The sequence below is a fragment of the Frankia sp. CpI1-P genome, assembly GCF_001421075.1.
Lineage (GTDB): Bacteria > Actinomycetota > Actinomycetes > Frankiales > Frankiaceae > Frankia > Frankia torreyi.
This window is the reverse complement of record NZ_LJJX01000075.1, coordinates 1-26,015: the sequence shown is the minus strand read 5'-3', so window position 1 is coordinate 26,015 and position 26,015 is coordinate 1. Positions and strand designations below refer to the sequence as shown.

General features: G+C 72.7%; 21 protein-coding genes, 1 tRNA gene, 1 other RNA gene and 16 pseudogenes. 18 read left to right on the top strand and 21 right to left on the bottom strand.

From position 1 onward, the window contains the following. Positions 1-52: 52 nt before the first annotated feature. A pseudogene (locus FF86_RS69105) lies at positions 53-194 on the bottom strand (hypothetical protein); the annotation flags it as partial. Between the two features lies 1 nt (position 195). Beyond that, positions 196-406: Panacea domain-containing protein (locus FF86_RS69100; RefSeq protein WP_396230158.1), on the bottom strand; the 211-nt coding region annotated here is incomplete at its 3' end. Positions 407-802: 396 nt separating this feature from the next. Between FF86_RS69100 and FF86_RS63320 the strand changes: the two are divergent. The 3 genes and pseudogenes from FF86_RS63320 to FF86_RS28555 all read left to right on the top strand — a co-directional run. After that, positions 803-1,024 (top strand): annotated as a pseudogene (locus tag FF86_RS63320) (hypothetical protein); the annotation flags it as partial. Between the two features lies 1 nt (position 1,025). Then, positions 1,026-1,096: pseudogene (locus FF86_RS59905) on the top strand (hypothetical protein); the annotation flags it as partial. 1 nt (position 1,097) lies between these two features. Then, positions 1,098-1,654, top strand: a 557-nt coding sequence (locus FF86_RS28555; RefSeq protein ID WP_242419797.1) for a class I SAM-dependent methyltransferase, incomplete at its 5' end; no start/stop codon positions are given. Between the two features lie 103 nt (positions 1,655-1,757). Here FF86_RS28555 and FF86_RS59900 read toward each other — a convergent pair. Both FF86_RS59900 and FF86_RS28545 read right to left on the bottom strand, forming a co-directional pair. Further along, the coding region (locus tag FF86_RS59900; RefSeq protein WP_242419800.1) for a DUF433 domain-containing protein at positions 1,758-1,969 on the bottom strand (212 nt) is incomplete at its 3' end. A 537-nt stretch (positions 1,970-2,506) separates the two neighbouring features. Further along, entirely contained in the window at positions 2,507-2,815 is a 309-nt protein-coding gene (locus FF86_RS28545; protein WP_052681535.1) for a hypothetical protein, read from the bottom strand. Positions 2,816-2,918: 103 nt separating this feature from the next. Between FF86_RS28545 and FF86_RS28540 the strand changes: the two genes are divergently transcribed. After that, positions 2,919-3,188, top strand: coding sequence for a GNAT family N-acetyltransferase (locus FF86_RS28540; RefSeq protein WP_242419796.1), 270 nt, complete (start codon positions 2,919-2,921; stop codon positions 3,186-3,188). A gap of 39 nt (positions 3,189-3,227) precedes the next feature. Next, on the top strand, positions 3,228-3,533 hold the full coding sequence (locus FF86_RS28535) for a hypothetical protein (RefSeq protein ID WP_044888244.1): 306 nt from the start codon (positions 3,228-3,230) through the stop codon (positions 3,531-3,533). A gap of 159 nt (positions 3,534-3,692) precedes the next feature. Here the strand turns inward: FF86_RS28535 and FF86_RS28530 are convergent. Continuing rightward, positions 3,693-3,777, bottom strand: a tRNA-Ser gene (locus tag FF86_RS28530). A gap of 839 nt (positions 3,778-4,616) precedes the next feature. Between FF86_RS28530 and ffs the strand changes: the two genes are divergently transcribed. The 5 genes and pseudogenes from ffs to recR all read left to right on the top strand — a co-directional run bounded on the left by ffs (position 4,617) and on the right by recR (position 8,705). Further along, positions 4,617-4,713: signal recognition particle sRNA small type (gene ffs / locus FF86_RS31240), an RNA gene on the top strand. A 38-nt stretch (positions 4,714-4,751) separates the two neighbouring features. Further along, a pseudogene (locus FF86_RS59895) lies at positions 4,752-5,025 on the top strand (DNA polymerase III subunit gamma and tau); the annotation flags it as partial. A 1-nt stretch (position 5,026) separates the two neighbouring features. Then, positions 5,027-6,554: pseudogene (locus FF86_RS59890) on the top strand (DNA polymerase III subunit gamma and tau); the annotation flags it as partial. A 1,029-nt stretch (positions 6,555-7,583) separates the two neighbouring features. After that, positions 7,584-8,090: a YbaB/EbfC family nucleoid-associated protein gene (locus tag FF86_RS28520; protein ID WP_044888242.1), complete on the top strand. Its 507-nt coding sequence runs from the start codon at positions 7,584-7,586 to the stop codon at positions 8,088-8,090. Positions 8,091-8,105: 15 nt separating this feature from the next. Beyond that, positions 8,106-8,705, top strand: a complete 600-nt coding sequence (gene recR / locus FF86_RS28515) for a recombination mediator RecR (RefSeq protein WP_044888241.1) — start codon at positions 8,106-8,108, stop codon at positions 8,703-8,705. 33 nt (positions 8,706-8,738) lie between these two features. On the opposite strand, the pseudogene FF86_RS59885 reads toward recR, so the two are convergent. Together FF86_RS59885 and FF86_RS59880 are read right to left on the bottom strand one after the other, a co-directional pair. Further along, positions 8,739-8,931: pseudogene (locus FF86_RS59885) on the bottom strand (hypothetical protein); the annotation flags it as partial. Between the two features lies 1 nt (position 8,932). Then, the coding region (locus FF86_RS59880) for a hypothetical protein (protein ID WP_242419795.1) at positions 8,933-9,347 on the bottom strand (415 nt) is incomplete at its 3' end. A gap of 552 nt (positions 9,348-9,899) precedes the next feature. Between FF86_RS59880 and FF86_RS28505 the strand changes: the two genes are divergently transcribed. Continuing rightward, a complete protein-coding gene (locus tag FF86_RS28505) occupies positions 9,900-10,352 on the top strand; it encodes a hypothetical protein (RefSeq protein WP_044888239.1) in 453 nt (150 codons plus the stop codon). A 60-nt stretch (positions 10,353-10,412) separates the two neighbouring features. Here FF86_RS28505 and FF86_RS28500 read toward each other — a convergent pair whose 3' ends face one another. The 3 genes and pseudogenes from FF86_RS28500 to FF86_RS59875 form a co-directional block, all read right to left on the bottom strand. Further along, positions 10,413-11,564, bottom strand: a complete 1,152-nt coding sequence (locus tag FF86_RS28500; RefSeq protein WP_044888238.1) for a zinc-dependent alcohol dehydrogenase family protein — start codon at positions 11,562-11,564, stop codon at positions 10,413-10,415. Between the two features lie 20 nt (positions 11,565-11,584). After that, positions 11,585-12,085 (bottom strand): annotated as a pseudogene (locus FF86_RS28495) (TerD family protein); the annotation flags it as partial. Between the two features lies 1 nt (position 12,086). Then, positions 12,087-12,169: pseudogene (locus FF86_RS59875) on the bottom strand (TerD family protein); the annotation flags it as partial. Between the two features lie 307 nt (positions 12,170-12,476). Between FF86_RS59875 and FF86_RS59870 the strand changes: the two are divergent. From FF86_RS59870 to FF86_RS59860, 4 genes and pseudogenes are all read left to right on the top strand, one after another. Then, positions 12,477-12,855: pseudogene (locus FF86_RS59870) on the top strand (aspartate kinase); the annotation flags it as partial. A 1-nt stretch (position 12,856) separates the two neighbouring features. Continuing rightward, on the top strand, positions 12,857-13,705 hold an 849-nt coding region (locus FF86_RS28490; protein ID WP_242419794.1), incomplete at its 5' end, for an aspartate kinase. 97 nt (positions 13,706-13,802) lie between these two features. Beyond that, a pseudogene (locus FF86_RS59865) lies at positions 13,803-14,272 on the top strand (aspartate-semialdehyde dehydrogenase); the annotation flags it as partial. A gap of 1 nt (position 14,273) precedes the next feature. Further along, the coding region (locus tag FF86_RS59860; RefSeq protein WP_255355960.1) for an Asd/ArgC dimerization domain-containing protein at positions 14,274-14,900 on the top strand (627 nt) is incomplete at its 5' end. Positions 14,901-15,484: 584 nt separating this feature from the next. On the opposite strand, the gene FF86_RS28480 is transcribed toward FF86_RS59860, so the two are convergent. From FF86_RS28480 to FF86_RS59830, 11 genes and pseudogenes are all read right to left on the bottom strand, one after another. Continuing rightward, positions 15,485-15,688, bottom strand: coding sequence for a cold-shock protein (locus FF86_RS28480; protein WP_009740954.1), 204 nt, complete (start codon positions 15,686-15,688; stop codon positions 15,485-15,487). Between the two features lie 494 nt (positions 15,689-16,182). Continuing rightward, positions 16,183-17,211, bottom strand: coding sequence for an aldo/keto reductase (locus tag FF86_RS28475; protein ID WP_044888235.1), 1,029 nt, complete (start codon positions 17,209-17,211; stop codon positions 16,183-16,185). An 87-nt stretch (positions 17,212-17,298) separates the two neighbouring features. Further along, positions 17,299-17,521 (bottom strand): annotated as a pseudogene (locus FF86_RS59855) (metal-binding protein); the annotation flags it as partial. Between the two features lies 1 nt (position 17,522). After that, positions 17,523-17,655: pseudogene (locus tag FF86_RS59850) on the bottom strand (CHAD domain-containing protein); the annotation flags it as partial. Position 17,656: 1 nt separating this feature from the next. Further along, positions 17,657-18,867, bottom strand: a 1,211-nt coding sequence (locus FF86_RS28470; RefSeq protein WP_242419793.1) for a CYTH and CHAD domain-containing protein, incomplete at its 3' end; no start/stop codon positions are given. 195 nt (positions 18,868-19,062) lie between these two features. Then, positions 19,063-19,332, bottom strand: a pseudogene (locus FF86_RS59845) (CPBP family intramembrane glutamic endopeptidase); the annotation flags it as partial. Between the two features lies 1 nt (position 19,333). Then, positions 19,334-19,899 (bottom strand): CPBP family intramembrane glutamate endopeptidase (locus FF86_RS59840; protein WP_396230157.1); only part of this gene is annotated, 566 nt, incomplete at its 3' end. A gap of 61 nt (positions 19,900-19,960) precedes the next feature. Beyond that, a complete protein-coding gene (locus FF86_RS28460) occupies positions 19,961-20,953 on the bottom strand; it encodes a cytochrome d ubiquinol oxidase subunit II (protein WP_044888233.1) in 993 nt (330 codons plus the stop codon). Further along, positions 20,950-22,741: pseudogene (locus FF86_RS28455) on the bottom strand (cytochrome ubiquinol oxidase subunit I); the annotation flags it as partial. The pseudogene FF86_RS28455 and the gene FF86_RS28460, both read right to left, overlap by 4 nt. Position 22,742: 1 nt before the next feature. Beyond that, a pseudogene (locus FF86_RS59835) lies at positions 22,743-22,945 on the bottom strand (cytochrome ubiquinol oxidase subunit I); the annotation flags it as partial. A gap of 1 nt (position 22,946) precedes the next feature. Beyond that, a partial coding sequence (locus tag FF86_RS59830; RefSeq protein ID WP_242419792.1) for a cytochrome ubiquinol oxidase subunit I occupies positions 22,947-23,259 on the bottom strand: 313 nt, incomplete at its 3' end. 806 nt (positions 23,260-24,065) lie between these two features. Between FF86_RS59830 and FF86_RS28450 the strand changes: the two genes are divergently transcribed. The 3 genes and pseudogenes from FF86_RS28450 to FF86_RS59815 all read left to right on the top strand — a co-directional run. Next, positions 24,066-24,551 carry a BlaI/MecI/CopY family transcriptional regulator gene (locus FF86_RS28450; protein ID WP_044888231.1) on the top strand — a complete coding sequence of 162 codons (486 nt, stop codon included), beginning with the start codon at positions 24,066-24,068 and terminating at the stop codon, positions 24,549-24,551. Positions 24,552-24,579: 28 nt separating this feature from the next. Next, positions 24,580-25,000 (top strand): annotated as a pseudogene (locus FF86_RS59825) (M56 family peptidase); the annotation flags it as partial. Positions 25,001-25,168: 168 nt separating this feature from the next. Continuing rightward, a partial coding sequence (locus tag FF86_RS59815; protein WP_242419791.1) for a M56 family metallopeptidase occupies positions 25,169-25,809 on the top strand: 641 nt, incomplete at its 5' end. Positions 25,810-26,015 lie beyond the last annotated feature (206 nt).

Below are 26,015 nucleotides of genomic sequence, written 5' to 3'. Positions count from 1 at the left end.
CCACCCTCGGCTACCACACTCCGGAACACGTCGAACATCTCTACCTGACGAGTCAGACATCAATACCGGAGGCGGCGTAAAGCTGATATAGTCCAACTATCGCGTGTCCGTGAAACGGGCAGCACCTCAGACCTTCAGCGTGGGTGAGGTGACTGAGCTGGCGGCCGGACAGATCGCCGTAGCTGTCCAGGACGNCATCAATGCTGGATCGTTCATCCGGCAGGAGCGCGTCCGCATTTCCTCTGGGCCACTCGGGTCCGACGGTGTACAGACCGCGATGGGCGTCAAAGAGCTCGTACACCACAGGCCCGTTTGCCCATGCCTGGATCTCCTGGGGGAACAGGGGACGCTGCTCCCACACAAGGTGCCACGCCTGCGAGTAGTAGACGAGCTTCTGTAGCTTCATGGTCGACATCGGCCCGCGAGCCCGCAGGATGTAAGCCGCGACGTCGTGCNCAGTCGCCATCTACCCTCCGCTCCAGCTCCTCGGTCCCCGGGATCACCGGGATCACCCTAGCTGCGGGAGCCCGGACGACACCTACCGTCTACCCCGGCCCCCGGCGGCGGACTCTGCACCTTCCGGCGTAGCGCCTTCCGGACAGCACTCAGGCTAGGAGCGCGGTCCGACAGAAAGACCCGCGGCATACGGACCCGGATCGGAAGAGTCGCCAGATGGTCGATATGAGTAGTTCGACCAGTTCGACGGTCCGCTCAGGGAGGCCAGCNACCGCGCGGTCGACCCGGGCGATGGCCTGCAAGAGCGCGGCGCAGCGGTTGGTCTCGTCGCGCAGGACGGGCAAAAATGATCGCCAGGTGCGGACGGCCTTCCCATACTGGCCAGATGGAGGTCGATAGCCGCGTAACGGCCCGGTACGAGTTGGCTGATGAGGACCGGCGTCTGTGGAAGCCGGGCCTCGGTGACCTGGTCCGGCTACGGAGCTGGGACATCTTCGCCCGGTTCCTGCCCAGGCATGGAAGTGTCGTCGATGTCGGCGGTGGACCAGGGAGGCACGCCGCGCACCTCNCCGAACGTGGCCACGACGTGCTCCTCATCGACCCGGTCGCCCGCCATGTCGACAGGGCACGAGCCCGCAGCNGGTCGCAACAGCACGCACCGTTTCGAGCCCAGCTGGGCGAAGCTCGCCGTCTGCCGGTCGCCGATCAAGCCGCCGACATCGTGCTGCTGATGGGCCCGCTCTACCACCTCGTCGAGCCGGACGACCGGGCGGCGGCGCTGCGCGAGGCGAGCCGTGTCCTTCGACCCGGCGGAACCGTTCTGGTCGAGGTCATCACCCGACACGCCTGGGTCCTGGACGCGACGAGGAAGGGCCTACTCGAAAGCGGCGAGATCTGGGACGATTTCGACCACAACCTACGGACCGGCCTGAGCCAGGACCCGACCCGCCCCACCGAGGGCGGTTTCTGGGCCTACTTCCACCACCCCGAGGAGCTGCGCGCGGAGCTCGACCGCGCCGGCTACCAGGACATCAGTCTTGTCGCTGTCGAAGGTTTCGCCTGGCTGCTGGGGGACCTCGAGCGGCGAATGGCCGACCCCGGCGATCTCCTCCGAGCCATCCGTCTGACCGAAACCGAACCCTCGATGCTCGGAGCAAGCGCACACGTCATCGGCGTAGCACACAGTCCCAGGCCATAGAGCCGGAGTCGCACCGCAGCCGTAGTACGGCACCGTCGTCCATGTTCAGGCTGCGATCTCCTGCCCTCGAAGACGNCTCTCGTAGCGCACCGCGGCCTCGACNTCCGCGTCCGGCAGCTCATAGGCCTCAGCGATCTCCGCGATGGACTCGCCGGCAGCCCACAGCTCGTACAGGTTCGCCGTGCGAGTGCTGCGCACCACCGGGGAACCGAACTGCCGCAGCGGGTCGAGGACGACCTGGCGGGAAGTGCTGTCCGGGAACAGGCGCAACGCCTCATCCTCGCCGACGCCAGCACCTGGTGCGAACTCGACCATTTCGAAGAAGTGCTGCGCCTTTGGCGCGAGCACCAACTGCCCGTCGCTGATCCGGACCATGGACAGCGAACTGCCGAGGCCGACCTCTTCCTGGACCGCGAGCACGACGTCCATCCCGAACACGTAGGGCTTGGCGTGGGCGAGGGGGTAGGACACCCCGAACCGCTCGCGTAGGCGCTGCACGACGATCCGCATCTTTTGCAGGGAGATCCCCTTGACGCGGTACTCCNGGAGATAACCAGCTTCGACGAACTCGCCCCAGGTGACCGCCTCGTTCCCGGTCCGCTCGGGGCGGATCACCGGGTCATAGTGGATCTCCCCACGGGTGTAGCCGTCGATCCACCCTCTCAGGCGTGCCGGGCTCACCGCGAGCAGGCGGGCTGCCTCGCTCATCGAGTAGACCTCGCGGTCCAGCACCCTGACGGTCACCCCAACATCATGGCTCATGGACAAGATCGAAGGCATCCGCGCGCGCCCTCTGTGCAGCATCGGACCACCCACCTCGACCTGGACGTTGCCGGCTTCGGCAAGCTTGGTTCAGCGCCCCTGCCGGTCGGCGGCATACCGGCGGGCTACCTGGGCCCGCCACGCGGCCGCCGAGCCTCCCCCTTGGGCGGCCCGGACCGTCCACAGGCAGGTCACGTAGCAGGCGAACGCGGTCAGGGCGTCCGGTGCGACCGTCCAGCAGGCGAGACCGGTCGCCCACTGTCCGGCGTCCGCCGGTTCATGGCCGGCCCCGACAAGCCGGATCACCATGAACGCCGCGTCAACCCAGCAAGCGGCGGCGGGCCGCGCCCAGTCCACCACCCGCACCACCGGGCCGTCGATGAGGAGCCGTCCCCCCATCCACAGTGCCGGCGGAGACCACCGGACCGGCCTGTCCGGTGATTGCGTCTTTCACCTCGCCTGACAGATCATCCCATTCGATCATCGATAGAGCTTGTGCGAGGTGGCGTGGACGGTAGGGCGGGATCGGTGGGGTGAGAGCATCGCCTCCGAAGGTGCGACGGCCGCCGTCGAGTTCGCGTTCACCGAGGCCGGCCGTAGCCGCCCAATCTTGATCATCCATCCGGAGAACATCAGCTTCATCCGCGTCGCCGAGCAGCTTTGGTCTCACCCTCGCCGAGGGACCCATCGACCGAACGGTGAGCCGCGGAACATCTACGCGATCAGCCGGGCCGAGTGGGTCTCCCGGACAACATCAACCATCGGAACCTGATCCGCCTAGAGGTATGGAGCGGTGTGGCACGGTGGCCGGATGACGGGGAATGCGTGGGATGGTCTCGGGGAGGACTGGGCCGCCGAGGAGGATGCGCCGGGCCTGCGGGTGCGGCGGTACGACGTGGCGCGCGAGCCGGGTGAGGTAATCCCGCGACGGCTCGGTGATCTCGGGATCCGGGTGTACACGGCAGAGGCGACCGACGAGTTCGTTGCCTGCTTCATTCCGACGATCTTGTATCCCGGGGATGAGCAGTACGCGGGGTACGACCTGCGTCTACCGCCCGGGGCGGTCGCCGAAGCGTTGCCGTCGCGGCGTCGGTGGCGCTCGTGGCGGGAACGGTGAACGGGCGGGACGGTGATGTGGAGGTTCAGGCCGGTACCGGCCCAGACCGGCGGGTCGCGGGGCGGGGTGTAGGCGGGAGCGGCCTCGGGAGAGATCGGGGCCGATCCTGTCCTGCCTGATCGAAGGCTGGGCAGTCCGGCGAACCCGGGAAGATCGTTGCGGAGGATGAGAGATTCGAACTCTCGAGGGGTTGCCCCCAACACGCTTTCCAAGCGTGCGCCCTAGGCCACTAGGCGAATCCTCCGTCGATGAGACTATCTGATCGTCGCCGGTCCGTGGACGCGGGGTCGCCCAGCCGCGCGCAGTCAGGCCCAGCGCGCCTCTCGGGGCACCCTGGTCCGCCTGGGCACGGCCCGCTGACCCCGGCCGTTGGGGGCATCGGCCGCCGGACCGTCCCGTGTTGCGGTAACCGGCGTGGGTCGGGCCTGCGCGGGGANCGACACTGGCAAGATCCCGGAGGCTGACGCGGTTCCGCGGAATCTGAATGACCGTGTCACGTGGCCGTGGTGGTGGCTTGTGGTGGTGGCTTGTGGTGGTGGCTTGTGGTGGTGGGAGGACGGGTCCGAGGGCGGGGCGGCGCGTCGGTGGGGCCCGAGGTCGAGCGGGCCGCGGGCCGCGGCGGCGAGCGCGGAGCGTGGCGGCGGCTGGCGGGTGTTCGGGGTGGCTGCGTGGGAGAGCGCCGATGTGGTCGCTCTGATGGGTTCGGCGTCCGGTATGTCCATACCCAAGGACCACAGGACACCGGCCCCCCGCACACCCCCGTTCCCACCCCCGTCACCCGTCACCGCACGTAACCAGACGGCTGGGCCTCGACCCGGGTCCCGGGCGAACACCCGCGCAGGCGCGAGGACAGGCCGCACGCGAGCTCCTGGCCAGCGGAGGGCGGAGGCCGGACTTCCTTGCCCTTCCAGAGGGTTCCGCGCCCGATTCGTCCCCCCGGCAGGGAAAAGGATAAAGCCGAGCCCCGGCGCCAGCGCGGACGGCGGTCGGGCGCGGACGACCGCCGGGGCGGGGTGGCGGCCGGTTCGGGTGGGGCGGGGGACCTCCGGATTCATGATCGTCCGGGACGGGCTAGACTGCGGAGCAGACCCCTCGTGCGGCGTTACCCTCGTGAAACCCCCCAGGGCCGGAAGGCAGCAAGGGTAAGCGGGCTCTGACGGGTGTGCGGGGGGTCCTCTCGTTTCGCCGATCGTCTCGTCGAGCACGCGGAGCAGGCCAGTGAGCACAGCGTTGTACAACCGGTACCGTCCCGCGACCTTCGCTCAGGTCGTCGGCCAGGAACACGTGACCGACGCGCTGCGCAAGGCTCTGCGAACCGGCCGGCTGCACCACGCGTACCTGTTCAGCGGCCCGCGGGGCTGCGGCAAGACGTCCTCGGCCCGGATCCTCGCCGCCTCGCTGAACTGCGAGCAGGGGCCCACCCCCGAGCCCTGTGGCGTGTGCGACGAGTGCGTCGGCATCCGCACCGGCGCCTCGATGGACGTCACCGAGANCGACGCGGCCTCGCACGGCCTCGTCGACGACGCCCGGGACCTGCGCGAACGGGCCTTCTTCGCCCCCGCCTCGGCCCGCTTCAAGGTGTTCGTGGTCGACGAGGCGCACATGGTGACGGCCGCGGCGTTCAACGCCCTGCTGAAGGTCGTCGAGGAGCCGCCGCCGTACCTGAAGTTCGTCTTCGCCACCACCGAGCCGGACAAGGTCATCCCGACGATCCGGTCCCGCACCCACCACTACGCCTTCCGGCTCGTCCCGCCGGGCGTGCTGCGCACGCACCTGGCGTCGATCTGCGAGCAGGAAGGCGTCACCGTCGACCCGACGGTGCTGCCGCTGGTCGTGCGGGCCGGGGCGGGATCGGTCCGGGACTCGCTGTCCGTCCTCGACCAGCTCCTCGCCGGGGCGGACGACGACGGCCTGCACTACGACCGCGCGGTGGCCCTGCTCGGCGTGACCGACGGGGTCCTGCTCGACGAGACCGTCGACGCGCTCGCGCGGCACGACGGTGCCGCCCTGTTCACCGTCGTCGACAAGGTCGTCTCCGCCGGGCACGACCCGCGGCGGTTCGCCACCGACCTGCTCGACCGGTTCCGCGACCTGATCATCATGGCGGCCGTCCCGGACGCCGATGCCCGCGGGCTGCTGGAATCCTTCTCCCCCGACCAGATCGACCGGATGCGCGCGCAGGCCGCCGCGGTCGGCCCCGCGGAGCTGTCCCGCACGGCGGACGTGCTGCACGGCGGCCTGGTCGAGATGCGGGGCACGACGAGCCCGCGGCTGATGCTCGAGCTGATCCTCGCCCGCGCGCTGCTGCCCGCGGCCTCGGCGGACCCGGCGGCGCTGCTGACCCGGCTGGAACGGCTGGAGCGGCGTTCCGTGCTCGCCGCTCCCGACCCGGCCGCAGGGCACCCGGCCTCGGCGCCCGGCTTCAGCCCGGGCCCGGTGGCGGGCAGTTCCCCGTTCCGCGGTGCCGACGGCCCGGATGGCCCGCATGGCCCGGACGATGCGGCGAGTCCCGCGCGGGAAGCGGCGCCCGCTCGGCCGGCACCCGCTCACCCGGCGCGCGCCGCCGCGGCTCCCACGTCCCCGGGGCTGGCCGGCGGGTCGTGGGACGCGGCCTCGGCGGCCGGCGGGATCGGTGCGGGTGCCCCGACCGGTGGCGCCGGCTACGGGCCGCCGCCGGCAGGCACCAGCTTCGGGCCGCAGCCGGGAGCCGGTGGCGGCCCCGGAGCCAGGCAGGGCGCCGGAGCTGGGCAAGGCGCCGGAGCTGGGCAAGGCCCCCGAGTTGGGCAAGGCGGTGGGGCTGAGCAACGTGGTGGGGCTGGGCAACGCGGCGGGGCCGGGCCGGGCGGCGGGCGGATCGACGCCGCTGGCCTGCGGATGCTGTGGGACGAGGTCCTCGTGCTCGCCGGCCGTCGCAGTCGCAAGACGCACGCGATCCTGAAGGACCACGCGACCGTCGCCGACGTGCGCGGTGACGAGGTGGTGCTCGCCTTCGCCAGCCCGACGATGGGACGGATGTTCGGGNAGGGCAACAACGCCGAAGTGTTCTGCACCGCGTTGGCGGAGAAGATCGGCGGGACCTGGCGGGTCAGTGTGGGGCCCGCGGGAGGCTCCGGTCCTGGGCGGGGTGGCGGCGGCCGGCCGGCCGGGGGACCGCCACCGCCCGGCGGTGGCTTCGGTGGCCAGCCGGGATCAGGACCAGCCTGGGCCGGTCCTGATCAGCGCGCCGGTGGCGGTGGACCGGCGCCGGCGGCGGGCGGCCGAACCGGCGGGCCCACACCAGGCCAATCTGGGCCAGGGCAACCCGTGGCGGGGCACTGGCAGGGGCCGGGCGGCGGAAATTACCCGGACCACCAGGATCATGCGGGTTATGCGCCCGCCGGTGAGGGACCTGGCGGCGTGGACGGCGGCGGTCGACCGCCCGCTGCGGCGGGCTGGGCACCCGGTCCGGGCGGTCCCGCGCCGCGCGCCGACAGTGGGGGCGCCGGCCGGGCGGCAGGCGCATACGGTCCCGCGGGCGGACCCGGGCGAGGCGGAGCCAACGACGGCTGGCGCGGCCCCGGCGGGGGGCCGGGCGGGGATCATCACCCGGGCCATGAGGGCGACAGCCCCCGCTTCCCCGAGCCCACCCCGCCAACCCACGATCAGATCGGGGACGGCGGCAGCGGTACCCACTCCGGCGACCGCGGCCAGGGGTCCGCCGCCGCCCACGGCATCGCCGGACAGCGCGACGCCGGTGCGCACGCCGCCGGCCAGAACAACGCCAGCCAGAACAGCACCGGCCAGAACAGCACCAGCCAGAACAGCACCGGCACGGCCGGAGCCGGTGGGCACGGTTCGNCGGGGGGTAGCACGGCGGGAACGGGAAGTGGTGGCACGGCCGCCGCACCGCCGGTCAACGACGAGCCGTCTCTCGACGACGACGATGCCCCGGGGCAGGCGGGCGGCGCCCGCGGCGGCGCGGAGGCGGCGATGTCCCTGCTGCGAACCGGGCTCGGCGCCACGGTCATCGAACAGATCCCGACAAGCTGACAGGAAAGTAGGCTCGTCGACATGTCGAACTCGCAGACCTCCGCCGGCGATGGGACCCCGGCCGGCGGTGGACTGCCCGCCGGTGGTGGGGCCCACCTGGGGCAGATCCTCCAGCAGGCGCAGAAGATGCAGGCCGCGCTCCTGTCGGCCCAGGAGGAGCTCGCCTCCGCCCGGGTGGATGGCACGGCCGGCGGCGGCCTGGTCAGGGCCACCGTCAACGGTGGCGGCGAGCTCGTCGACCTCACGATCAGCCCGGAGGCGGTCGATCCGGAGGACACCGAGACGCTCGCCGATCTGATCCTCGCGGCGGTCCGCGACGCGACCACCAACGCGCATCGGCTCGCCGCGGAACGGATGGGCTCGCTCACGGGTGGGCTGGGCGCGAGCGGGCTGGGCGCCGGCGGGCTGGGTGGGGCCGCCGCTGCCGGTGGGGCCGGTGGGGCGCTCGGCGGGCTGGGTGATCTCGGTGGCCTGCTGGCCGGCGGCGGCGCTGTGCCGCGCGGTCCCGGTCGTCCCGGACTGGGCTGACGGGCGGGAGCACCGATGTATGAGGGCATCGTCCAGGACCTGATCGACGAACTCGGGCGGCTGCCCGGCATCGGCCCCAAGAGCGCCCAGCGGATCGCGTTCCATCTGCTGGCCGCCGACCCGGTGGACGTCCGCCGGCTGGCGACCGCGCTGACCGAGGTCAAGGACAAGGTCCGGTTCTGCCGGAGCTGCTTCAACGTCGCCCAGTCGGAGCTGTGCCGGATCTGCGCCGATCCCCGCCGCGACCAGGCCCTGATCTGCGTGGTCGAGGAGCCCAAGGACGTCGTCGCGATCGAGCGCACCCGGGAGTTCCGCGGGCGGTACCACGTGCTCGGCGGGGCGATCAACCCGATCGGCGGGGTCGGGCCCGACGACCTGCACATCCGCGAACTCGTCGCGCGGTTGGCCGACGGCACGGTGACGGAGCTGATCCTCGCCACCGACCCGAACACCGAGGGTGAGGTCACCGCCTCCTACCTCGCCCGCCAGATCGGGCCGATGGGGCTGCGGGTCACCCGGCTGGCCAGCGGCCTGCCGATGGGCGGCGACCTGGAGTGGGCCGATGAGGTGACCCTCGGCCGCGCCTTCGAGGGACGCCGGGTCGTCACCGCCTGACCCGCCGGCCGGCGGGTCAGGCGGGTCAGCCGGTCAGAAGCCGAGGATGGGCGCGTACGTCGAACTGGGGATCGAGGCGAGGGTCAGCAGGACGACGCTGACATCGAGGTGGTCCGCCTCGGCGCTGAACACGGCGTGCAGGCCACGGGTGCGGTAGACGTCCACACCGTGGTCGCGGACGACCCGCACGCCGAAGACCTTCGTCGCCCTGATCCACCAGATCCGGNCGGCGGCCCGGATCCGAATCTGGCGGGCGTCGCGCCGCATGCCGGTCGTCAGCCGGCCCAGCCGGTCCGTGGGCAGTCGCGGCTGGTCCACGTAGCCGACGATGTCCCGCTCCGGGCCGTGCACGACGAGCCGGGCAGGGTGGGCCGCGGAACCGGGCTCGACCAGGTCGAGCTCCGTGGTGATCTCTCGGTCCCGGGGAAACATCTCGGCCGCCCAGACGCCCTCTCCGTGCAGGACCCGCTTGCCCTGCGGGCCGCCCTGCGGATGCCCGTGGGGCAGCATTCCACCGATGATCCGTCCGGCGCCGTCCAACCGCCACGCCACCGAGATGACGGCGCCCGGTGGCAGGGCGGCGCCGAGATCACCGGCATGACGTAAGGGACAGGTCCGCACGCCTCGGATCCACCTATCCATCCAGGCCGCTCAGGTGCCGTCGCGCCCGCGCACGACCCGGGACCGCCCCCCTGGGGCCCAGCGCGCCTCCGAGTGAACCGAGCTTCCTCCTGGAGATCATCCGACACCTCCCCGCCGCCCCCGGTCACCGTCCGCACATATGGTCACTTTCTGCCACCGGGCCTGGCTGCCGCCGGCCGTCCATGTGTGGATCTGCAACGCATCGCTGCGCTGTGCACCCAGATGCTACGCCGCGCGCCCATGTGCCCATCATGTGCACTCGCGCGAGCATGTGCGCACGCTTTCGCGATCTCGTCCGCCCACGCTTTCGGACGCGCGTTGGCACCGCCGTCCGAACGGGCGTCGGCGATCGCCTTGGAACGTTCATCCAGCGGAGCGTTCGCACGTGCATATGCCCGATACGTCCGCCCATCCGGTCGCTCCTACGGACCACGCAACGACCACGGCGAGGGCCGCCGCCAGNCCCGATGCCGACCCCCGCGGTCAGCGGACGCGGAGCCGGGCGGCATGGTTAGAGGCGGCCGGTCCACCGTCCATCAGGAGGTCCTCCGTATGATCATCAGCTCGCATGTCGGCGCGGGCGCCTTCGTGGGTATGGCGATCCGGCATCCCGTGCCCGCCCTGGCCGCGGGATTCCTCTCGCATCTCGCCATGGACGCACTGCCGCACTGGGGCACCGGCCCGAACACCGAGCCGGAGTGGCTGCCGATCGCGCGCCGGGACGGGGTCGCCGGGCTCGCTGCCATGGCACTGCTGACCGCGTCGGCCCCGGACGGGCGGCGCCTGGCCGTCCTCGCCGGCATGACCGGCGCCTGCCTGCCCGACACCGACAAGGTGGGCCGGTACTTCGTCGGTTCCAGTCCCTGGCCGAGCCGGTTCGACCGCTTTCACGAGAAGATCCAGAACGAGGCCCGCCACCGGCTGCCCCGCGAGGTGGCGACGGCCGCGGCCCTCACCGTCGCGGGCACGGTGCTGCTGCGCCGGCTGGCCGCCCGCGCGTCCTGACCGGCCGGTCCGGGCCCGGCCGTGCCGTCCGTCAGGGCAGCGGGCTGCCCGGCCGTGCCGTCAGGGCAGCAGGACGGCCGCGCCGGTGACCCGGTCGGCGGCGAGGTCGCCGAGGGCCCGGTCGGCGGCGGCGAGCGGGTAGGGCGACACCGTCACCGCCAGCCGGTGCTCGGCGGCGATCGCGAGGAACTCCGCGCCGTCGGCCCGGGTGTTCGCGGTCGTGCTGCGCAGGTCACGCTCCTGGAACAGGTGGTCGGCGTAGACGAGTGGCGGGATGTCGCTGAGGTGGATACCCGCCACGGACAGGGTGCCACCGCGGTCGAGGGCCGCGAGCGCCACCGGCACCAGCTCGCCCACCGGCGCGAACAGCACCGCCGCGTCCAGCGGCTCGGGCGGCGCGTCGTACGCCCCGCTCGCGGAGGCGGCGCCGAGCTCGAGGGCCAGGGCCTGAGCGCGGGCCGAGCGGGTCAGCACGTGGACCCGCGCGCCCTGGGCGATCGCCACCTGGGCGGCGAGATGGGCGGACGCGCCGAAGCCGTAGATGCCCAGCCGGCCGCCAGGGGGCAGCTCCGCGCGCCGCAGCGCCCGGTAGCCCACGATGCCGGCACACAGCAGCGGGGCGAGCTCCGCGTCGCTGTAGCCGGTGGGCAGCCGGTAGGCGTAGTCGGCGCGGACGCAGACGTACTCGGCGTACCCACCGTCGACGTCCCAGCCGGTGTAGGTCGACGCGGGGCAGAGATTCTCCGCGCCGCGGGCGCAGTAGACGCAGGTCCCGTCGGTCGAGGCAAGCCACGCCACGCCCAGCCGGTCACCCAGGCGCACCCCGCGCGGCCCGACTCCAACGCCGACGTCCGCGGCACCGAGGGAACCCGCGGCACCGAGGGAATCCACAGCGCCGAGGAGCCCCTCGGCGCCGGGCTCGACGCTCGGGGGTGTGGCGGCATCCGTATCCGGGGCCACCGCCGTGTCCGGGGCCAGCGCCACCCCGGGGCCGATCGCGTCGACCCGGCCGACGACCTCGTGCCCCGGCACGGTGCGCGGCCGGTGCGGCCCGAGGTCGCCCTCGGCGAGATGCAGGTCGGTCCGGCACACGCCGCACGCGTCGACGCGCAGCCGGACCTGCCCGGGCCCCGGTTCGGGCACGGGCAGCTCGGCCGCGCGCAGCGGCCCGGTGCCCATCGGCCCGGGCGTCACGACCTGCCAGGCCCGCATGACCCGCTCCGGCCCGCGGCTCAGACGCTGACGCCGTGGTCGCGGGCCAGTCCGCCGAGGTCGTTGTGGCCCTGGCCCACTGCCCGGAACTTCCAGTCGGCGCCGTTGCGGTAGACCTCGCCGAAGATCACGACCGTCTCGGTGGAGTAGTCCTCGGACAGGTCGTACCGAACCAGCTCGTTGCCGCCCTGATCGACGACCCGGATGTAGGCGTTGCGCACCTGGCCGAAGTTCTGGCTGCGGTTCACCGCGTCGTAGATGGAGACGGGGACGACGATCCGGTCGATCTCGGCGGGCACCGAGGGCAGGTTGATGATGATGGACTCGTCGTCGCCCTCGCCCTGACCCGTCTTGTTGTCGCCGGTCAGCGTGATCGCTCCCTCGGGCGAGGCGAGGTTGTTGTAGAAGATGAAGTAGCTGTCGTTGAAGGCCTTGCCGTCCGCCCGCAGGCCGATGGCCGAGGCGTCGAGGTCGAAGTCGGTGCCGGTGGTGGTGCGGGCATCCCAGCCGAGCCCGACGTTNAGCGCGGTGAGCTGGGCGGTGCCGGCCTCCGCGGCCTGCTTCGTGAGGCTTACGTTGCCACCCTTGGCGAGGCTGACTGCCATTGCGGATCGTCCTTCCTGGACTGATGCGTCGGGGACCATCGCCGGCAACCGCGGGACGCGGTCGATATGACGCGGTCGGTGCCGTCACCCTGGCACAACGGATCGGATCCGCCCAGCGTGCCGTCGTCGGGACGACAGCGTTGCGTCGGGGCGGGGTCGCCTCGGGTCGGACCCCGGGCACGCTGCGCAGACGTGCGCCCAGGTCACATCGGAGCAATCCCCGGCGAGCGGAGCGGGCAGGTGTCGGCGCTCGGTAACCTGGCTGCCATGGCGCTCCTGGTCGCGAAGTTCGGTGGATCCTCCGTTNCCGACGCGGACCGCATCAAACGAGTCGCCGAGCGGGTCGTCGAGGCGCGGCGCGACGGCAACGACGTGGTGGTCGTGGTGAGCGCCATGGGTGACACGACCGACGAGCTGCTCGACCTCGCCGAGCAGGTGTCACCGCTGCCGCCGGCCCGCGAGCTCGACATGCTCCTCACCGCCGGCGAGCGGATCTCGATGGCCCTGCTGGCGATGGCGATCACCACTCTCGGCGCCGAGGCCCGGTCGTTCACCGGCTCCCAGGCCGGCGTCATCACCGACTCGGTGCACGGCAAGGCCCGCATCATCGACGTCACGCCGGGCCGGATCCGGGCGGCCCTGGACGAGGGTGCGATCGCGATCGTCGCTGGTTTCCAGGGCGTCAGNCAGGACACCAAGGACATCACCACCCTGGGTCGGGGCGGCTCGGACACGACCGCGGTCGCGCTCGCCGCGGCGCTGCACGCCGACGCGTGTGAGATCTACACCGACGTCGACGGCGTGTTCAGCGCCGATCCGCGCATCGTCCCCGACGCCCGCCGCATCGACACGATCTCCTACGAGGAGATGCTGGAGATGGCGGCCTGCGGCGCGAAGGTCCTCATGCTGCGCTGCGTCGAGTACGCGCGTCGCTACAGCGTCCCCGTGCATGTCCGGTCGTCGTTCTCCTCGAAGCCGGGCACGTGGGTCACCGAGATTCCGGAGGCACAGCTCGTGGAACAGGCCATCATCCGCGGCGTCGCGCACGACGTCAGCGAGGCGAAGGTGACGGTCGTCGGCTGCCCGGACAAGCCGGGGGTGGCGGCGGCGGTGTTCCGGGCCGTCGCGGACGCGGACGTCAACCTCGACATGATCGTCCAGGTCGGCTCGGTCGCGGGTTCCGGCCGCACCGACATCTCCTTCACCCTGCCCAAGGCCGACGGGCGGACCGCGCTGACGGCGCTGGCGAAGGTGCAGGGCGAGATCGGCTTCGAGCGGACCCTCTACGACGACCACATCGGCAAGCTCTCGCTGATCGGCGCCGGGATGAAGTCGCACCCGGGGGTGTCGGCGCGGTTCTTCGGCGCGCTCGCCGACGCCGGCGTCAACGTGGAGATCATCTCTACCTCGGAGATCCGGATCTCGGTGGTGGTGCGCGACACCGACCTGCCGGGTGCGGTGCGCGCCGTGCACGGCGCCTTCGAGCTCGGCGACCCCGACGGCGGGGCGGTCGTCTACGCGGGCACCGGCCGATGAGGACACCGACCGCAGACAGCGCGGCACTGATCGCGGCCAGCACGGCTCCGATCGCCGAACGCACGGCACTGATCACGGCTCACCTGGAGGATGGGGCATGACGGGCAACGAGGCCGGCCGACGGCCGACGCTCGCGGTGGTGGGCGCGACCGGCGCGGTCGGCACGGTGATGCTGTCGATGCTCGCCGAGCGTCCGGACGTCTGGGGGGAGATCCGGCCGGTGGCCTCGGCCCGCTCGGCCGGGCGCACCGTGCGGGTGCGCGGCGCGGACGTCGCCGTGCAGGTGCTCTCGCCGGAGGTCTTCGACGGTGTCGACGTCGCCGTGTTCGACGTCCCCGACGACGTGTCGGCGCAGTGGGCGCCGGTGGCGGCGGCGCGCGGCGCGGTCGCGGTCGACAACTCGGGCGCCTTCCGGATGGACGACGACGTCCCGCTGGTCGTCCCCGAGGTCAACGCCGACCAGCTCGCCGCCCGCCCGCGGGGCATCATCGCCAACCCGAACTGCACGACCCTGTCGATGATCGTCGCGCTCGGCGCGCTGCACCGGGCGTTCGGCCTGGAGTCGATNTTCGCCGCCTCCTACCAGGCCGCCAGCGGCGCCGGGCAGGCCGGCATCGACACCCTCTACGACCAGCTCGCCACGGTCGGTGGGACGCGGGAGCTCGGCCAGACCGCCGGCGACGTGCGCAAGGCGATCGGCGAGGAGGGCCTCGGCCCGTTCCCCGCACCACTGGCCCTCAACGTCGTGCCGTGGGCCGGGTCGCTGCGCGACGGCGGCTGGTCGTCCGAGGAGTTCAAGGTCCGCAACGAGTCCCGCAAGATCCTGGGCCTGCCGGACCTGCGGGTGTCCGCGACCTGCGTGCGGGTGCCGGTGATCACCACCCATGCCGTCGCGGTGCACGCCCGCTTCGCGCGGCCCGTCACCGGCGAGGAGGCCCGCGCGGTGCTGCTCGGCGCCCCCGGGGTCGCGGTGGTGGACGACCCGTCCGCCGGCGAGTTCCCCACCCCTTCGGATGTGGTGGGCACCGATCCCACCTGGGTCGGGCGGATCCGGCAGTCGCCGGACGACCCGCACGAGATCGCGCTGTTCCTCTGCGGCGACAACCTGCGCAAGGGAGCGGCGCTGAACACGCTGCAGATCGCCGAACTGCTCGTCGCCGGGCAGGCCGGGCAGGCCGCGTCGACGACCAGCTGACGGCCGGCTGACGCGGGGCCGGACTCCGCGAGTGGTGGGCCGGCCGGCGCCAACGCGCGGCCGGCCTGTCACGAGCCCGCACGCCATCCATGTCGAGCCGTGATTGGTCGGGTCGCGACAGCGCGCCGCACATTCGCTTTCCGTGCGTTTCTCAGCAACCTTTAAGCTTTGGTTGCCGAGAGGAGCCGCAAGCGAAGACCGAGAACAAGCGGTCGGAGAACCGCGATGCGGTTACCCGCGCTTTGCACGAACAGCCATCGCCCCGGCGGCGATCCGTCACCGAAATCACCCCGAGCGGCAAAAGTACGGCGCCCCACGGGAAGGCGGATCAACCGGTCCCGATGGTGGGACACCGAAGACCGTTCCATTCCCGCTTGGCCAGGGGGAAAGGCGCCTTCTGGAGAACTGTCCGATCGAGGCTCCGACCGAGGCGACATACCCGACAGGGCCGGGGAAACGAAGCCCTCCGGCACGATCGGGCAGTCGTGCAATCGACTCCGCCACGTGACGAACGACGCGGAGAAGCGGTCAGCCCGCCCAGCGGAGCACCCGATGGGCGGGCTGACCGTGAAGTCTCTCGTGGCTCAGACGACGCGGACGGCGTCGGCCTGCGGACCCTTCTGACCCTGGGTCACCTGGAACTCGACCCGCTGGCCCTCCTCAAGTGCCTTGTAGCCGTCCATCTGAATCGCGCTGTAGTGAACGAAGACGTCGGAGCCGCCGCCGTCCACGGAGATGAAGCCGAAGCCCTTCTCCGAGTTGAACCACTTCACCGTGCCCTGAGCCACGTGCCGTTCTCCCTGCTGGTGCAGTCAGGACCCGCACCGCGCGGGCCCCGGACCGAACGCCAGGAAGCCACAAGAGATCCTGGCGCTGTTCCGCCGCGCCTCGGTTGAGACGCGAACCGGCGAACTCCGGCCAGGGACGACGCTACACGGACGGAGGGCTTCGCGGGAGTCCTCCGAGCAAGGAAGTCCACTTCATGCCCCGGTAACAGAACAACACCGCTGGTCCGGCCACGGGCTAGTACACCCGGGTCGTCCCNCAATCCGTCGAGCTGACAGGGATTTCCCAGCGTGAGCAGCGTGCGGCACCGACCGGGCGGTGGATGGCCCAGACGTGGCAACTCGGACGGGTGACCGACGGGACTTTCGATCCGACCACGACCTGAACCACATCTCGGCCCACAATCGGGCCCACACCGCCGACGGACCCCCACCGCCGACGGGCCCCCACCGCCGACGGGCCCTTACCGCCGACGGCCGGTCCCGGCCAGGCGCGGCTACTCGTCGCCGGCGGGCCGCAGCGGACCGCGGCCGGCCGAGAGCCGCTCGGCCGCCGCGGCGATCTCGGTGAGATCGGCGCCGGTGAGGGTCAGCGAGCCGGCCGGCAACCAGCCGTCGAGCTGGTCCGGGCGGCGGGCTCCGACGATGGCGCCGCTCACCCCGGGGAAGGCCAGCGTCCAGGCGACCGCGACGGCGGCGACCGTGGTCGCGTGCCGGCGGGCCACCTCGGCGAGCACGTCGACGAGCGCGAGGTTGCGTTCCAGGGCCGGCGGGTTGAACTCGGCGGCCTGGCGCCGCCAGTCGTCGGCCGGCAGCTCGGCGGTCCGCGTCGTGCTCCAGCGCCCGGAGAGCAACCCGGACTGCATCGGGCTGTAGACGATCGTGCCGATGCCGTGGGCGGCGGCATACGGCAGGATCTCGGCGGCGACGGCGCGGTCGATCAGGGAGAAGGGCGGCTGCAGCACGTCCACCCCGCCGGCCGCTGCGGCCTGCTCGAGCTGGTCGACGGAGAAGTTGGACACGCCCACCGAACGGATCTTGCCGGCGGCGCGCAGCTCGTGCAGCGTCCCGACGGCGTCGGCGATCGGCGTGCCGTCCTGCGGCGGCCAGTGGAGCTGGTACAGGTCGATGCGGTCGACGCCGAGCCGGCGCAACGAGGCGTCGACCTCGGCCCGGATCGAGGCCGGGGCGCCCACGCGGGCCGGCGGGACGGTCCGGTCGGCGTCGTCCCAGACCAGGCCGCACTTGGTGAACACGTAGGGCCGCTCGGCCGCGGGGATGTCGGCGAGCGCCCGGGCAACGAGTTCCTCGGAGTGCCCGAGCCCGTAGACGGCGGCGGTGTCGATCCAGTTGATCCCCGCCGCGACCGCGTGACGGATCGCCGCGACCGCCTCGGCGTCGTCCTGGGCACCCCAGCCGAAGGCCCAGCCCGCTCCGCCGATCGCCCAGGCGCCGAAACCCACCCGGGTGATCTGCATGCCCGTCGGGCCCAGCGGCGTCGTCGGGAGCGTGGTCGAGGTGGTCATCGCGAGCCTCCTGCGGCACCGGGACGAAGGCGGGGTCGACCGGAGGCTACCCGCCCCCGGCCGTCCGACGCCCCGGCGTGCGGCCGCTCAGTCGAGCCAGCGGCGGTACTTCGCAGCGGAGATCCGCGGCCAGGCATCGAAGAAGTCCCGTTCCGCCAGCCGGCCGCGGCATTCCTCCAGCCCGAGCAGCACGCCGAGCGTGAACGCGGTGGGGTCGCCCTGGGCCTGGGCGGCGACGCCCCAGCCGCGCAGGAGATCGCGCGCGATGGTGGCGTCCTGGTGAGTGCCGAGCAGCTCCTGCGCCCGCTCCNCCTGGCCGACGAGTGCCGTCGCGTCCTGGCCGTACAGCGGGGTCACCGCCTCGACGGCGTACCGCAGCCGCTTGGCCTGCTTGCGCGCGGAGTGCAACAGCTCGTCCCGGTCGTGGCCGACCGGGAGCCCGGCNGCGGCGGTCACCTTCTTACCCAGCCGCCGGTCGGCGCGGTGAACGAGGCCGGGCAGGACCTTGCCGGCCGGGCGCCGCGCCGCGCCGGTCAGCGGCGCGCGGACCAGGGTGAGCAGGCTGGCGACGAGGGCGAAGTACCGGTCGCTGCGCAGCATCGTCAGCGCCTCCTCGCGGGCGGCGGCCATCCCGGTGGACAGGTGGGCGCTGACCGTCTCGTGGACCGGCCCGGCGACCAGGTCCGCGGGCAGCTCGGCCAGCCGGCCGTCGAAGTAGGCGATCTGCACCTCGGCGTCGCGGGCGCCGGACAGCGCGCCGGCCAGGTCGCGCAGCTCCTCGTCGAGCAGCGTCACCGTGTCGGCCGGGAACAGCGGCGCGAAGGTCCGCAGCGTGCTGCGGGCCCGCCGGCAGGCCACCCGCATCCGGTGGACCGCCTCGGGCTCGTCGAGCCGCACCCGCGGGTCGGCGGCAAGCAGAGCGCGCACCTGCTCGATGAGGTAGGCGCGCACGACCTCGCCGGCCGGGGCCCGCCGGCGCGGGCGGCGCGGCAGCGGGGGCACGTCCGGCCCAGGTCCGGCGGCGAGCGCGGGCCCGAGCAGCCGGCCGAGCTTCGAGGAGTCCGCCGCCGCGACCGCCCCGGCCGCCAGCAGCAGCTCGCCGACGTCGTCGAGCAGGCCACGCTTGCCGTCGACGAGCTCGACCTCGATCTCCCGCCAGGTGCTCACGACCGTCGCCTCGCCGAGTGTCTGGGCGGAGACCTGGTCGTCGACGACCTCGGCAAGGTCGACGCCGGCGGCGTCGCGCAGCCGCCGGGCGGTGCGCAGGGTGCGCAGCCGGGCGACCGGACGCAGCTCGCCGCCGCGCAGGTGCACCGACACCAGGTCGACGAACTCCGCCGGCGGGGTGTGCCGCGCGCCCGCAGCCACGTCGACCACGCCGTCGGCGGCGTCGAGCGGGAGTTGCAGCTCGTCGCGCTCGCCGACGCGGACCGGCAGCTTCAGGTGCCAGCCGGCGTCGGAGCCGCCGGTGCGCCGGCGCAGAGTGATCCGGTTACGGGCAAGGCGCAGGTCGTCGGTGTCGAAATACACGGCCTCGAGGCTGACTGCGCGGCGGGTCCGCGCGGTCGCGACCCCGGGCACGCCACCCAGCTTCGGCAGCACGAAGGTTGGCTCGACGGCGTACTTACGTTCGATCTCACGGACCCCGGTGGCCATCCGCCCCGCCCTCCTCGTCATTCGCCCACACCGTCACTTCGGCCCCACCGTCACTTCGGCCCCGCACCGCGTGCGCGGCGCACCCGGGCAGCCCACGCCCACCCGTCCCTCGTGGTTGTCCGATGGTCCGTCGGAGCGTCAGGAAGAATAGCTTCGGACACCTGATAGACGACTTGTGTTTCCCTGTCGTTAACCTTAGCGCGGAGCGGGAATCCAGGAGACCTTCCCGACCAGGAGCACATAGCCGACGAAGGCCACCGTGTCGATGAGCGAGTGGGCGATCACCAGCGGCAACACCCGGCCGTTGCGCTGAAACAGCCGGGCGAACAGCAGCCCCATCGCGAGGTTGCCCGCGAACCCGCCCAGGCCCTGGTAGAGGTGGTAGGAACCACGCAGCAGCGCGCTGGTCGCCAGCGCCCGCCCCGGCGTGACGTCGAGCTCGCGCAGCCGCACCAGCAGATAGCCNGTGACGATGACCTCCTCGGCGAGGCCGTTCTGGCAGGCGCTCAGGACAAGGACCGGCACCCGCCACCACACGTCGGGCAGGCTCGACGGCGCGACGGTGAGGTTGGCGCCGCTGTGCCAGGCCAGCAGGTAGAAACCGAGGCCGAGACCGCCGATCCCGGCCGCGAGCAGGGCGCCCTGGGCGAGGTCCGGGCCGGGTCGCCGGCCGTCGAGGCCGATCGCGCGCCGCCCGCCGCCGTGGCGGGCCAGCAGATGCACGGCCAACAGCACGGGCACCACGCCGGTGGCGACGTCGGCCAGTTGCAGGGCGAGATCGAGCCACGGGCGGCCCGGCGCGGCCGAGGTGTTCAGCCGGGCGACCTGGGAACGGACCGGTCCCGGCCGGGTGAGCACGCCGACGTAGCGGATGAGCGCGTAGAGCGCGGAGGCGGCGAAGGAGACCCCGAGCACGAGCCAGACCTCGGCGGCCAGAACCCGCCGGGTGAGCGGTTCGGCCGTGACCGGCGCCTGCGGGGGGGCATCCGTCACGGGTCGACCGTAGCCCACCCGGATGGGCGGCCCGACCACGGATCGGCCCGGCGGTGGGTCACCGCCGGGCCGATCCAGGGCCGCCGATCGGGTCGGCCGGTCAGTCCACCGGCTCGGGCCGGGTGAACAGCCGGTACAGCACGATCATCGGCGGCAGGACGATCACGAGACCACCGACGACCGCGTAGAGCATCGCGTGGATGTTGGTCGACGGAGCCGCGGCGTCGTCGACCGTCACCTGCCCCACGATCAGGTCGGGGTACTGGGCGATCGCCCAGCCCCAGAGCATGGCGGCGACCGCGAGACCCGCCGCCAGCCGGGCGGCGACGAACTGGTTACGCGCCAGCGCCACCAGGGAGCCGATCCCGCCGATCGCGGAGAGCACGACCAGCAGCAGCGAACGGTCGGCGAATCGGTGCGCCACCACGGGAGCCTGGTCCCAGAACAGCGGCAGCAGGATCAGCGCGAGGATGCCGCACACCACGGCCCCGCCGACGGCGCGGCGGCGGAAGTCGGCCACCAGGTGCTCGGTGGCCGGCGAGGCCGCCGCGTCCTTGCACAGGTAGACGGCGGCGAGGAAGGCCGTCGCGGCAACCGCGAACAGCCCGCAGACGAGGCCGAACGAGCTGCGGACCGGGGCGAACGGGTCGTCGGGCGACATGTCCCCGGTGGCCAGCGCCGCCCCGGCCACCCCGAGCGCGAACGGGGTGATCGTGGACGACACCGCGAAGACGTGCCCCCACCAGTGGTCGGGACCCGCCGCACCGGCGCCGTAGGCACGGTAGACGTAGGCCGCGCCGCGCAGCACGATGCCGACCAGCGCGGCCGACAGCGGAACCTCCAACGACGAGCCGACCACCCCGTAGGCGGGCGGAAACCCGCTGAACAGGGCGACGACGATGAACACGAGCCAGACGTGGTTGGCCTCCCACACCGGCCCGATCGCGTTCGAGATCAGCTTGCGCTGGGCCCGCGCATCCCGTCCCCGGGCGAGCAGATCCCACACGCCGCCGCCGAAGTCCGCGCCACCGAGCAGCGCGTAGGCGGTCAGGCCGATCACCATGACGACGAGGAGCAGGTCGGCGGAGGTCATCGGGTCTCTCCCCGGTCGGTGCGGCCGGCGGTGCGCGCGCCGGTGTCGGGACGGCGGGCGGTGGAGGCGTGCCGGCCCCCGGCGGAGCGCCGGCCCAGCAGGCTGTGCCAGCCGGGCGCGCCACGCCGGTTCGACGGCGCGGGCCGCCCGCCCCCGGAGGACCCGGTGGGGTGCGGCTCGGGCCGGGGCCGCGGGATGGTGGGCGACGCGGGAGCCGGCGTCGCGGGCGGCGAGGTCGGCTCGGCGCCGTCCGGCCGCGGGCTGATGGTCGGCGGCGGGTTGCGGCTCGGATCCACGCCGGGCTCGGCGCCCGTCAACGGCTCGGCCGCTGTGGACGGCTCGGTTTCGGTCGGCGGCTCGGACCCGGTGGACGGGTCGGACCCGGTCGGCGGCTCGGACCCGGTGGACGGCTCGGATCCATCGGACGGGTCGCCTACCCCGGTGGCCATGATGCCGCCGGCGGGAGCGGGTGCGCCGGCGGGGGTCACGGGGAGGCGGCCGGGGAGGAGCACCGCCACCGGCATGCCCGTCTGGTCACGCTCAGAGAGCAGATCCGTCCGGGGCGTGTACCAGGCGACCGGCTCGGCGGCCGGGTCGTACTCGGCGGCCGGAACGTGCCGGGCGGCGGGAACGTACGTGGCGGCCGGGACATACCTGACCGCAGGGACGGACTCGGCCGCAGGGAAGGACCTGGCGGCCGGCACGTACCTGACCGCAGGGACGGACTCTGCGGCAGGGAAGGACTCGGCGGCAGGGAAGGACCTGGCGGCCGGCACTCCCTGGGCGGCCGGCACTCCCCGGGCGGCCGGGATGTACTGCGCGGCGGGGACGGACTCCTTCGAGCCGGACTCGTCGCCGCCGCTGCCCTGTTCCGGTCCGGAGCCGGCCGGGCCCGAGCCGCCGCTGCCGGACCCGCCGTCGCGCGGACGGGGGGCGGTGGGGGCCGAGGGACCGACGGGCTTGCCGGGACGAAGCTGCTCGCCGCTGGGGCCGCCGGTGGCCATCCGCCGCAGGATGAGCAGCAGGGCGCCGGCGAGCCCGAGGTACAGCACCAGGGTGCCCGCGAACATCGGCGCGACCGCGTCGCCGCCGGCAACGCCCTCGACGACCCGCATGTGGTCGCCGACGATCCACGGCTGGCGGCCACCCTCGGTGACCTCCCAGCCGGTGAGCATCGCCAGCATCGCCGCCGGCCCGGTGCACGCCGCGGCGATCAGCCACGGCCTGCTGGTGGGTAGCAGCGGGCGCTCCCGGCGCCGGCGGCGCCGCAGGACGACGAGGCCGGTGAGCAGCGACAGGCCGATCAGGGCGGAGCCCGCCCCGACCATCGTGGTGAACGCGCCGTGCACCAGCGTGCCGTTCGGTCGTTCGTCCGGCGGCGCGCCGTCCAGGCCCTTGATCACATGGCCGGTGCTGAAGCCCTCCAGCAGGGACAGCCCGCTGGGGATCTCCAGGCCGTAGCGGATCTCGCCGGTCTTGTCGTCGTAGATCCCGCCGATGGCGAAGGGGGCATGCGACCCGGTGTGGTAGAGGCCCTCCATCGCCGCGAGCTTGAACGGCTGGTTGGCGCCGGCGACGCGGGCCGCCCAGTCCCCGACGATGAGCTGCACCGGCGCGCAGACCAGCACGACCGCGAGCCCGATCTTCAGGCCGCGCTGGTGGTAGGTGTCACGACGACCGCGCAGCATGCCCACCGCGTAGATGGCCGCGACCACACCGCCGGCACACATCAGCGCCGCGAGCAGCATGTGGACGAGCTGCGGCGGGGTACCTGGACTGATGAACGGGNCGTACGGCTTGGCCTCGAGGAGCTTGCCGTTCTGCTCGACGATCCCGCGCGGCACGTTCATCCAGGCGTTGACCGTGATGATGAACGCCGTCGACAGGGTGCCGGAGATCGCGATCGGCCACAGCGTCAGCCAGTGGGCCCGCGGCGAGAGTCGCTTCCAGCCGTACAGGTACATGCCGACGAAGATCGCCTCGGTGAAGAACNCAAAGCCCTCCAGGGTGAACGACAGCCCAAGGGCGCCCCCGTATTTGGACATGAACGCGGGCCAGAGCAGCCCGAACTCGAACGACAACACTGTTCCCGAGACGGCCCCCACCGCGAAGAGAACGGCGAAGGCACGCGACCACTTCTTCGTCAGCGCCAGCCAGACCGGATCGCCGGTCTTGAGCCAACGTCGCTCGGTGTAGATCAGCAGCCATGGCAAACCGACACCGAACACGGCGAAGCAGATGTGGAACGCGAGGGAGAACGCCGTCTGGGCACGAGCGAGGTCGACGGCGTCGGCGGCGAGAACCATGCGCACGGCTCCTTCGAAGGACCGCGGGAAGAAATCGACCGGGATTCAGTCGACCTTCTACCCAAAGTAGAAGGTCCTAAGGTACGTAGCGGGGTGATCCGGTCGGCGGTCGGGCTTCCGTGAGGTCCACGACATGCGCGACGCCGGCCGGCGGGGCAGTGCATCGCGCGTCCCCTCTACGTGCATACGCCGTCTTCCGGTCACTTCCCTCNNCAAACCCCGTGTGACGTGCCCGTCAGCCGCGGACCTTGGCATTCGCTGCGTTCACCGCGGCACCAAAGGGCCCGTCCCGCGCATTCCGCGCAACTGGTCACGGCGGGCCGGAACAAGTGCACCCCCGGGCCGGGCCGGTCAGCTCCACCAAAAAAATAACTTTCGGATAACACATCGACGCCGCCAAGCGGGTAACCCGCCACAAGGCCGCCGGGAACGGCGGCGAATGCAATTGCCGACGCCGCCGTCGGGCCCGGCCGGACGCCGGGTGGCCGGGACGGTCCCCGGGGTGCACCCGGCCGAGGGCGGCGTGGGAGGAATGGGCCGGCGTCACGCCGAATCGGGCCAGGAAGAAGGTCCCGACGCCGCGTGGGGCGACGCCGGCCGGCGGCCGGCTCGGCGGTGCGACCTTCGGGCCACGGGCGGGTTGTGACGTCCGCGGCGCCGGCCCGAGCCGGCTGACGGCGGTGCGAGGCCGCCCGCACCCGCCGTCGCGAGGCGAACGCCGAGGTCGCGCGGCTGTGTGACGGAGGAGGCGACGCGAACGAGACCGTTCCGCCGCCCTGAACTTCTACGCGACGTAGGATAGACGTATGGCGCGCCTGGGTGACCTCGAACGGTCGGTCATGGACGTGTTGTGGTCGAGCGATGGCTGGCTCACGGCCCGCGAGGTCGCGGCCCGCCTCGACCATGAACGCGATCTCGCGTACACCACCGTGCTGACCGTGCTCGAACGACTGGAACGCAAGGGTTTCGTCCGTCGGCAGCGGGCCGCTCGAGCCCACCGTTACGCCGCGTCCGACAGCCGGGAGGCCGTCGTCGCCGAGGCGATGATGGAGGCTCTGGGCACCGCGGATGACCGCGGTTCGGCGCTGGTCCGCTTTGTCGGATCGGTCTCGGCCGAGGAGGCGGAGATCCTCCGCCGGGCGCTGGAACCCCTGGGCGGCGATCCGGCCGCCGAGGCCCCGGATCCCGCCATCCCACCCCCACTTGGGGCGGACCCCGGCGGGCCGGACGGGCCGGCCGCGGTGACCACCGACTCGGATCGAACGGTTCAGATTCCACCGGACGGGCGGTAGCGTTGCCGGCGAGATGACGACCGCGGCNCTCCTCGCCCTGTTCGCGGGCGTGCTGGCCTGGCCGGTACCACGCCTGCTGGCTGCCGCGCGCTGGCCGCACCGCTGCCCGCGGGCGGCGATCGTGCTGTGGCAGGCGATCGGGCTGGCCGGCGGCGTCTCGGCGCTGCTGGCCGCGATCGCGTTCACCGTCTCCCCGCTGTCCACGAACACCCCGACCGCGATCACCGACCATCTCGGCAACATCGCGGCCGGATCCCCCCTCACCGGCCTGCGCTGGGTCAACCTCGTCGGGCTCGCCACGGCGACGGCCCTGGCCTGCCGGCTGTTCGGGGTGCTCTGCGCCTCCACCGCGGCGACCCTGCGCGAACGGCACCGGCACCGGCATCTGGTCGATCTCGCCGGCCGCCGCCACCGCGGGCACGGCGCGCGGGAGTCGGCCGACCACACCCNCCTCCNCCCGCCCACCACTCCCGCCAGCGGCGACGCCGACCCCGGCGACGCCCCGAGCGCAGGCGGCGGCAGTGGAAGCAGCGCCGATCCCACCACCTGCTGCCTGTGCGAACACCGCGACCGGGCCGGCATCCTGCTGCGGATCCTCGACCATCCGATCGCGGTCNCCTACTGCGTCCCGGGGGTCCGCCACGCCCGGGTGGTGGTCTCCAGGGGGCTGTTGAACACCCTCGACGCCGCCGAGCTGGACGCGGTGCTTGCCCACGAGGCGGCGCACGTGGCCGGGCGACACGATCTGGTGATCCAGCCGTTCGTCGCCTGGGAGCGCACCTTCCCCTTCCTACGACCAGCCCGGGAGGCGACGGCGGCCGTGTCCTTACTGGTCGAGATGCTCGCCGACGACGCCGCCGCCCGCGAGACCAGCCGCCGCTCGCTTGCCCGGGCGCTGGCCCGACTCGGCGTGGCCCGGGCCCCGGTCCCCGCGGGGGCGCTCAGCATCATCGGGCACCCGGCCGCCGTGCTGCCCGCCCTCGGCGCCGAGGATCCCCTGCCGGCCACGGCGGCCCGGTCAGCAATGCAGTTCGGTGGCGGCCCGGGAGGCAGCCCGGCCGGCGGGCCGGCAGGCGCCACCGCCGCTGCGGTGGCGCCGGACGCACCCGGCCTCCGGCTCGGGACAGCCAATCCGGTCATCTCGCGCATCGCGCGGCTACTCGACCCGCCGGGGGTCCATTGGTGGCTGCCCGCCGGGGCCTACCTGGCCGCCGCAGCCGTCCTAGCGGCCCCCCCGGTGATCGTCCTCATCGGCTGATCGCGCAGGTCACCGGCGGTTCGCGACCGCAGGCGGCGGCTCGGCAGGAGCCGGTGGAGCACGTGAGAGACGATTTATCTCTCTCCCGCCATCGCCCCCATAGGCAAGGCGCGGGCGAGTCGGCAGACTAGTAGACCGTCGCTGTTTAGTTCTGGGGTGTGGCAGGCTGGTGTTGGCAGATCTTCCTCGTCCCCTCTGCCGGTCAG

Coding starts and splice junctions, on each gene's coding strand:
- FF86_RS28545 (WP_052681535.1), bottom strand. CDS start 2,815: ATGGGGGGACGGCTCCTCATCGACGGCCCGGTGGTGCGGGTGGTGGAC.
- FF86_RS28535 (WP_044888244.1), top strand. CDS start 3,228: ATGACGGGGAATGCGTGGGATGGTCTCGGGGAGGACTGGGCCGCCGAG.
- FF86_RS28520 (WP_044888242.1), top strand. CDS start 7,584: ATGTCGAACTCGCAGACCTCCGCCGGCGATGGGACCCCGGCCGGCGGT.
- recR (WP_044888241.1), top strand. CDS start 8,106: ATGTATGAGGGCATCGTCCAGGACCTGATCGACGAACTCGGGCGGCTG.
- FF86_RS28505 (WP_044888239.1), top strand. CDS start 9,900: ATGATCATCAGCTCGCATGTCGGCGCGGGCGCCTTCGTGGGTATGGCG.
- FF86_RS28500 (WP_044888238.1), bottom strand. CDS start 11,564: ATGCGGGCCTGGCAGGTCGTGACGCCCGGGCCGATGGGCACCGGGCCG.
- FF86_RS28475 (WP_044888235.1), bottom strand. CDS start 17,211: ATGACCACCTCGACCACGCTCCCGACGACGCCGCTGGGCCCGACGGGC.
- FF86_RS28460 (WP_044888233.1), bottom strand. CDS start 20,953: ATGACCTCCGCCGACCTGCTCCTCGTCGTCATGGTGATCGGCCTGACC.
- FF86_RS28450 (WP_044888231.1), top strand. CDS start 24,066: ATGGCGCGCCTGGGTGACCTCGAACGGTCGGTCATGGACGTGTTGTGG.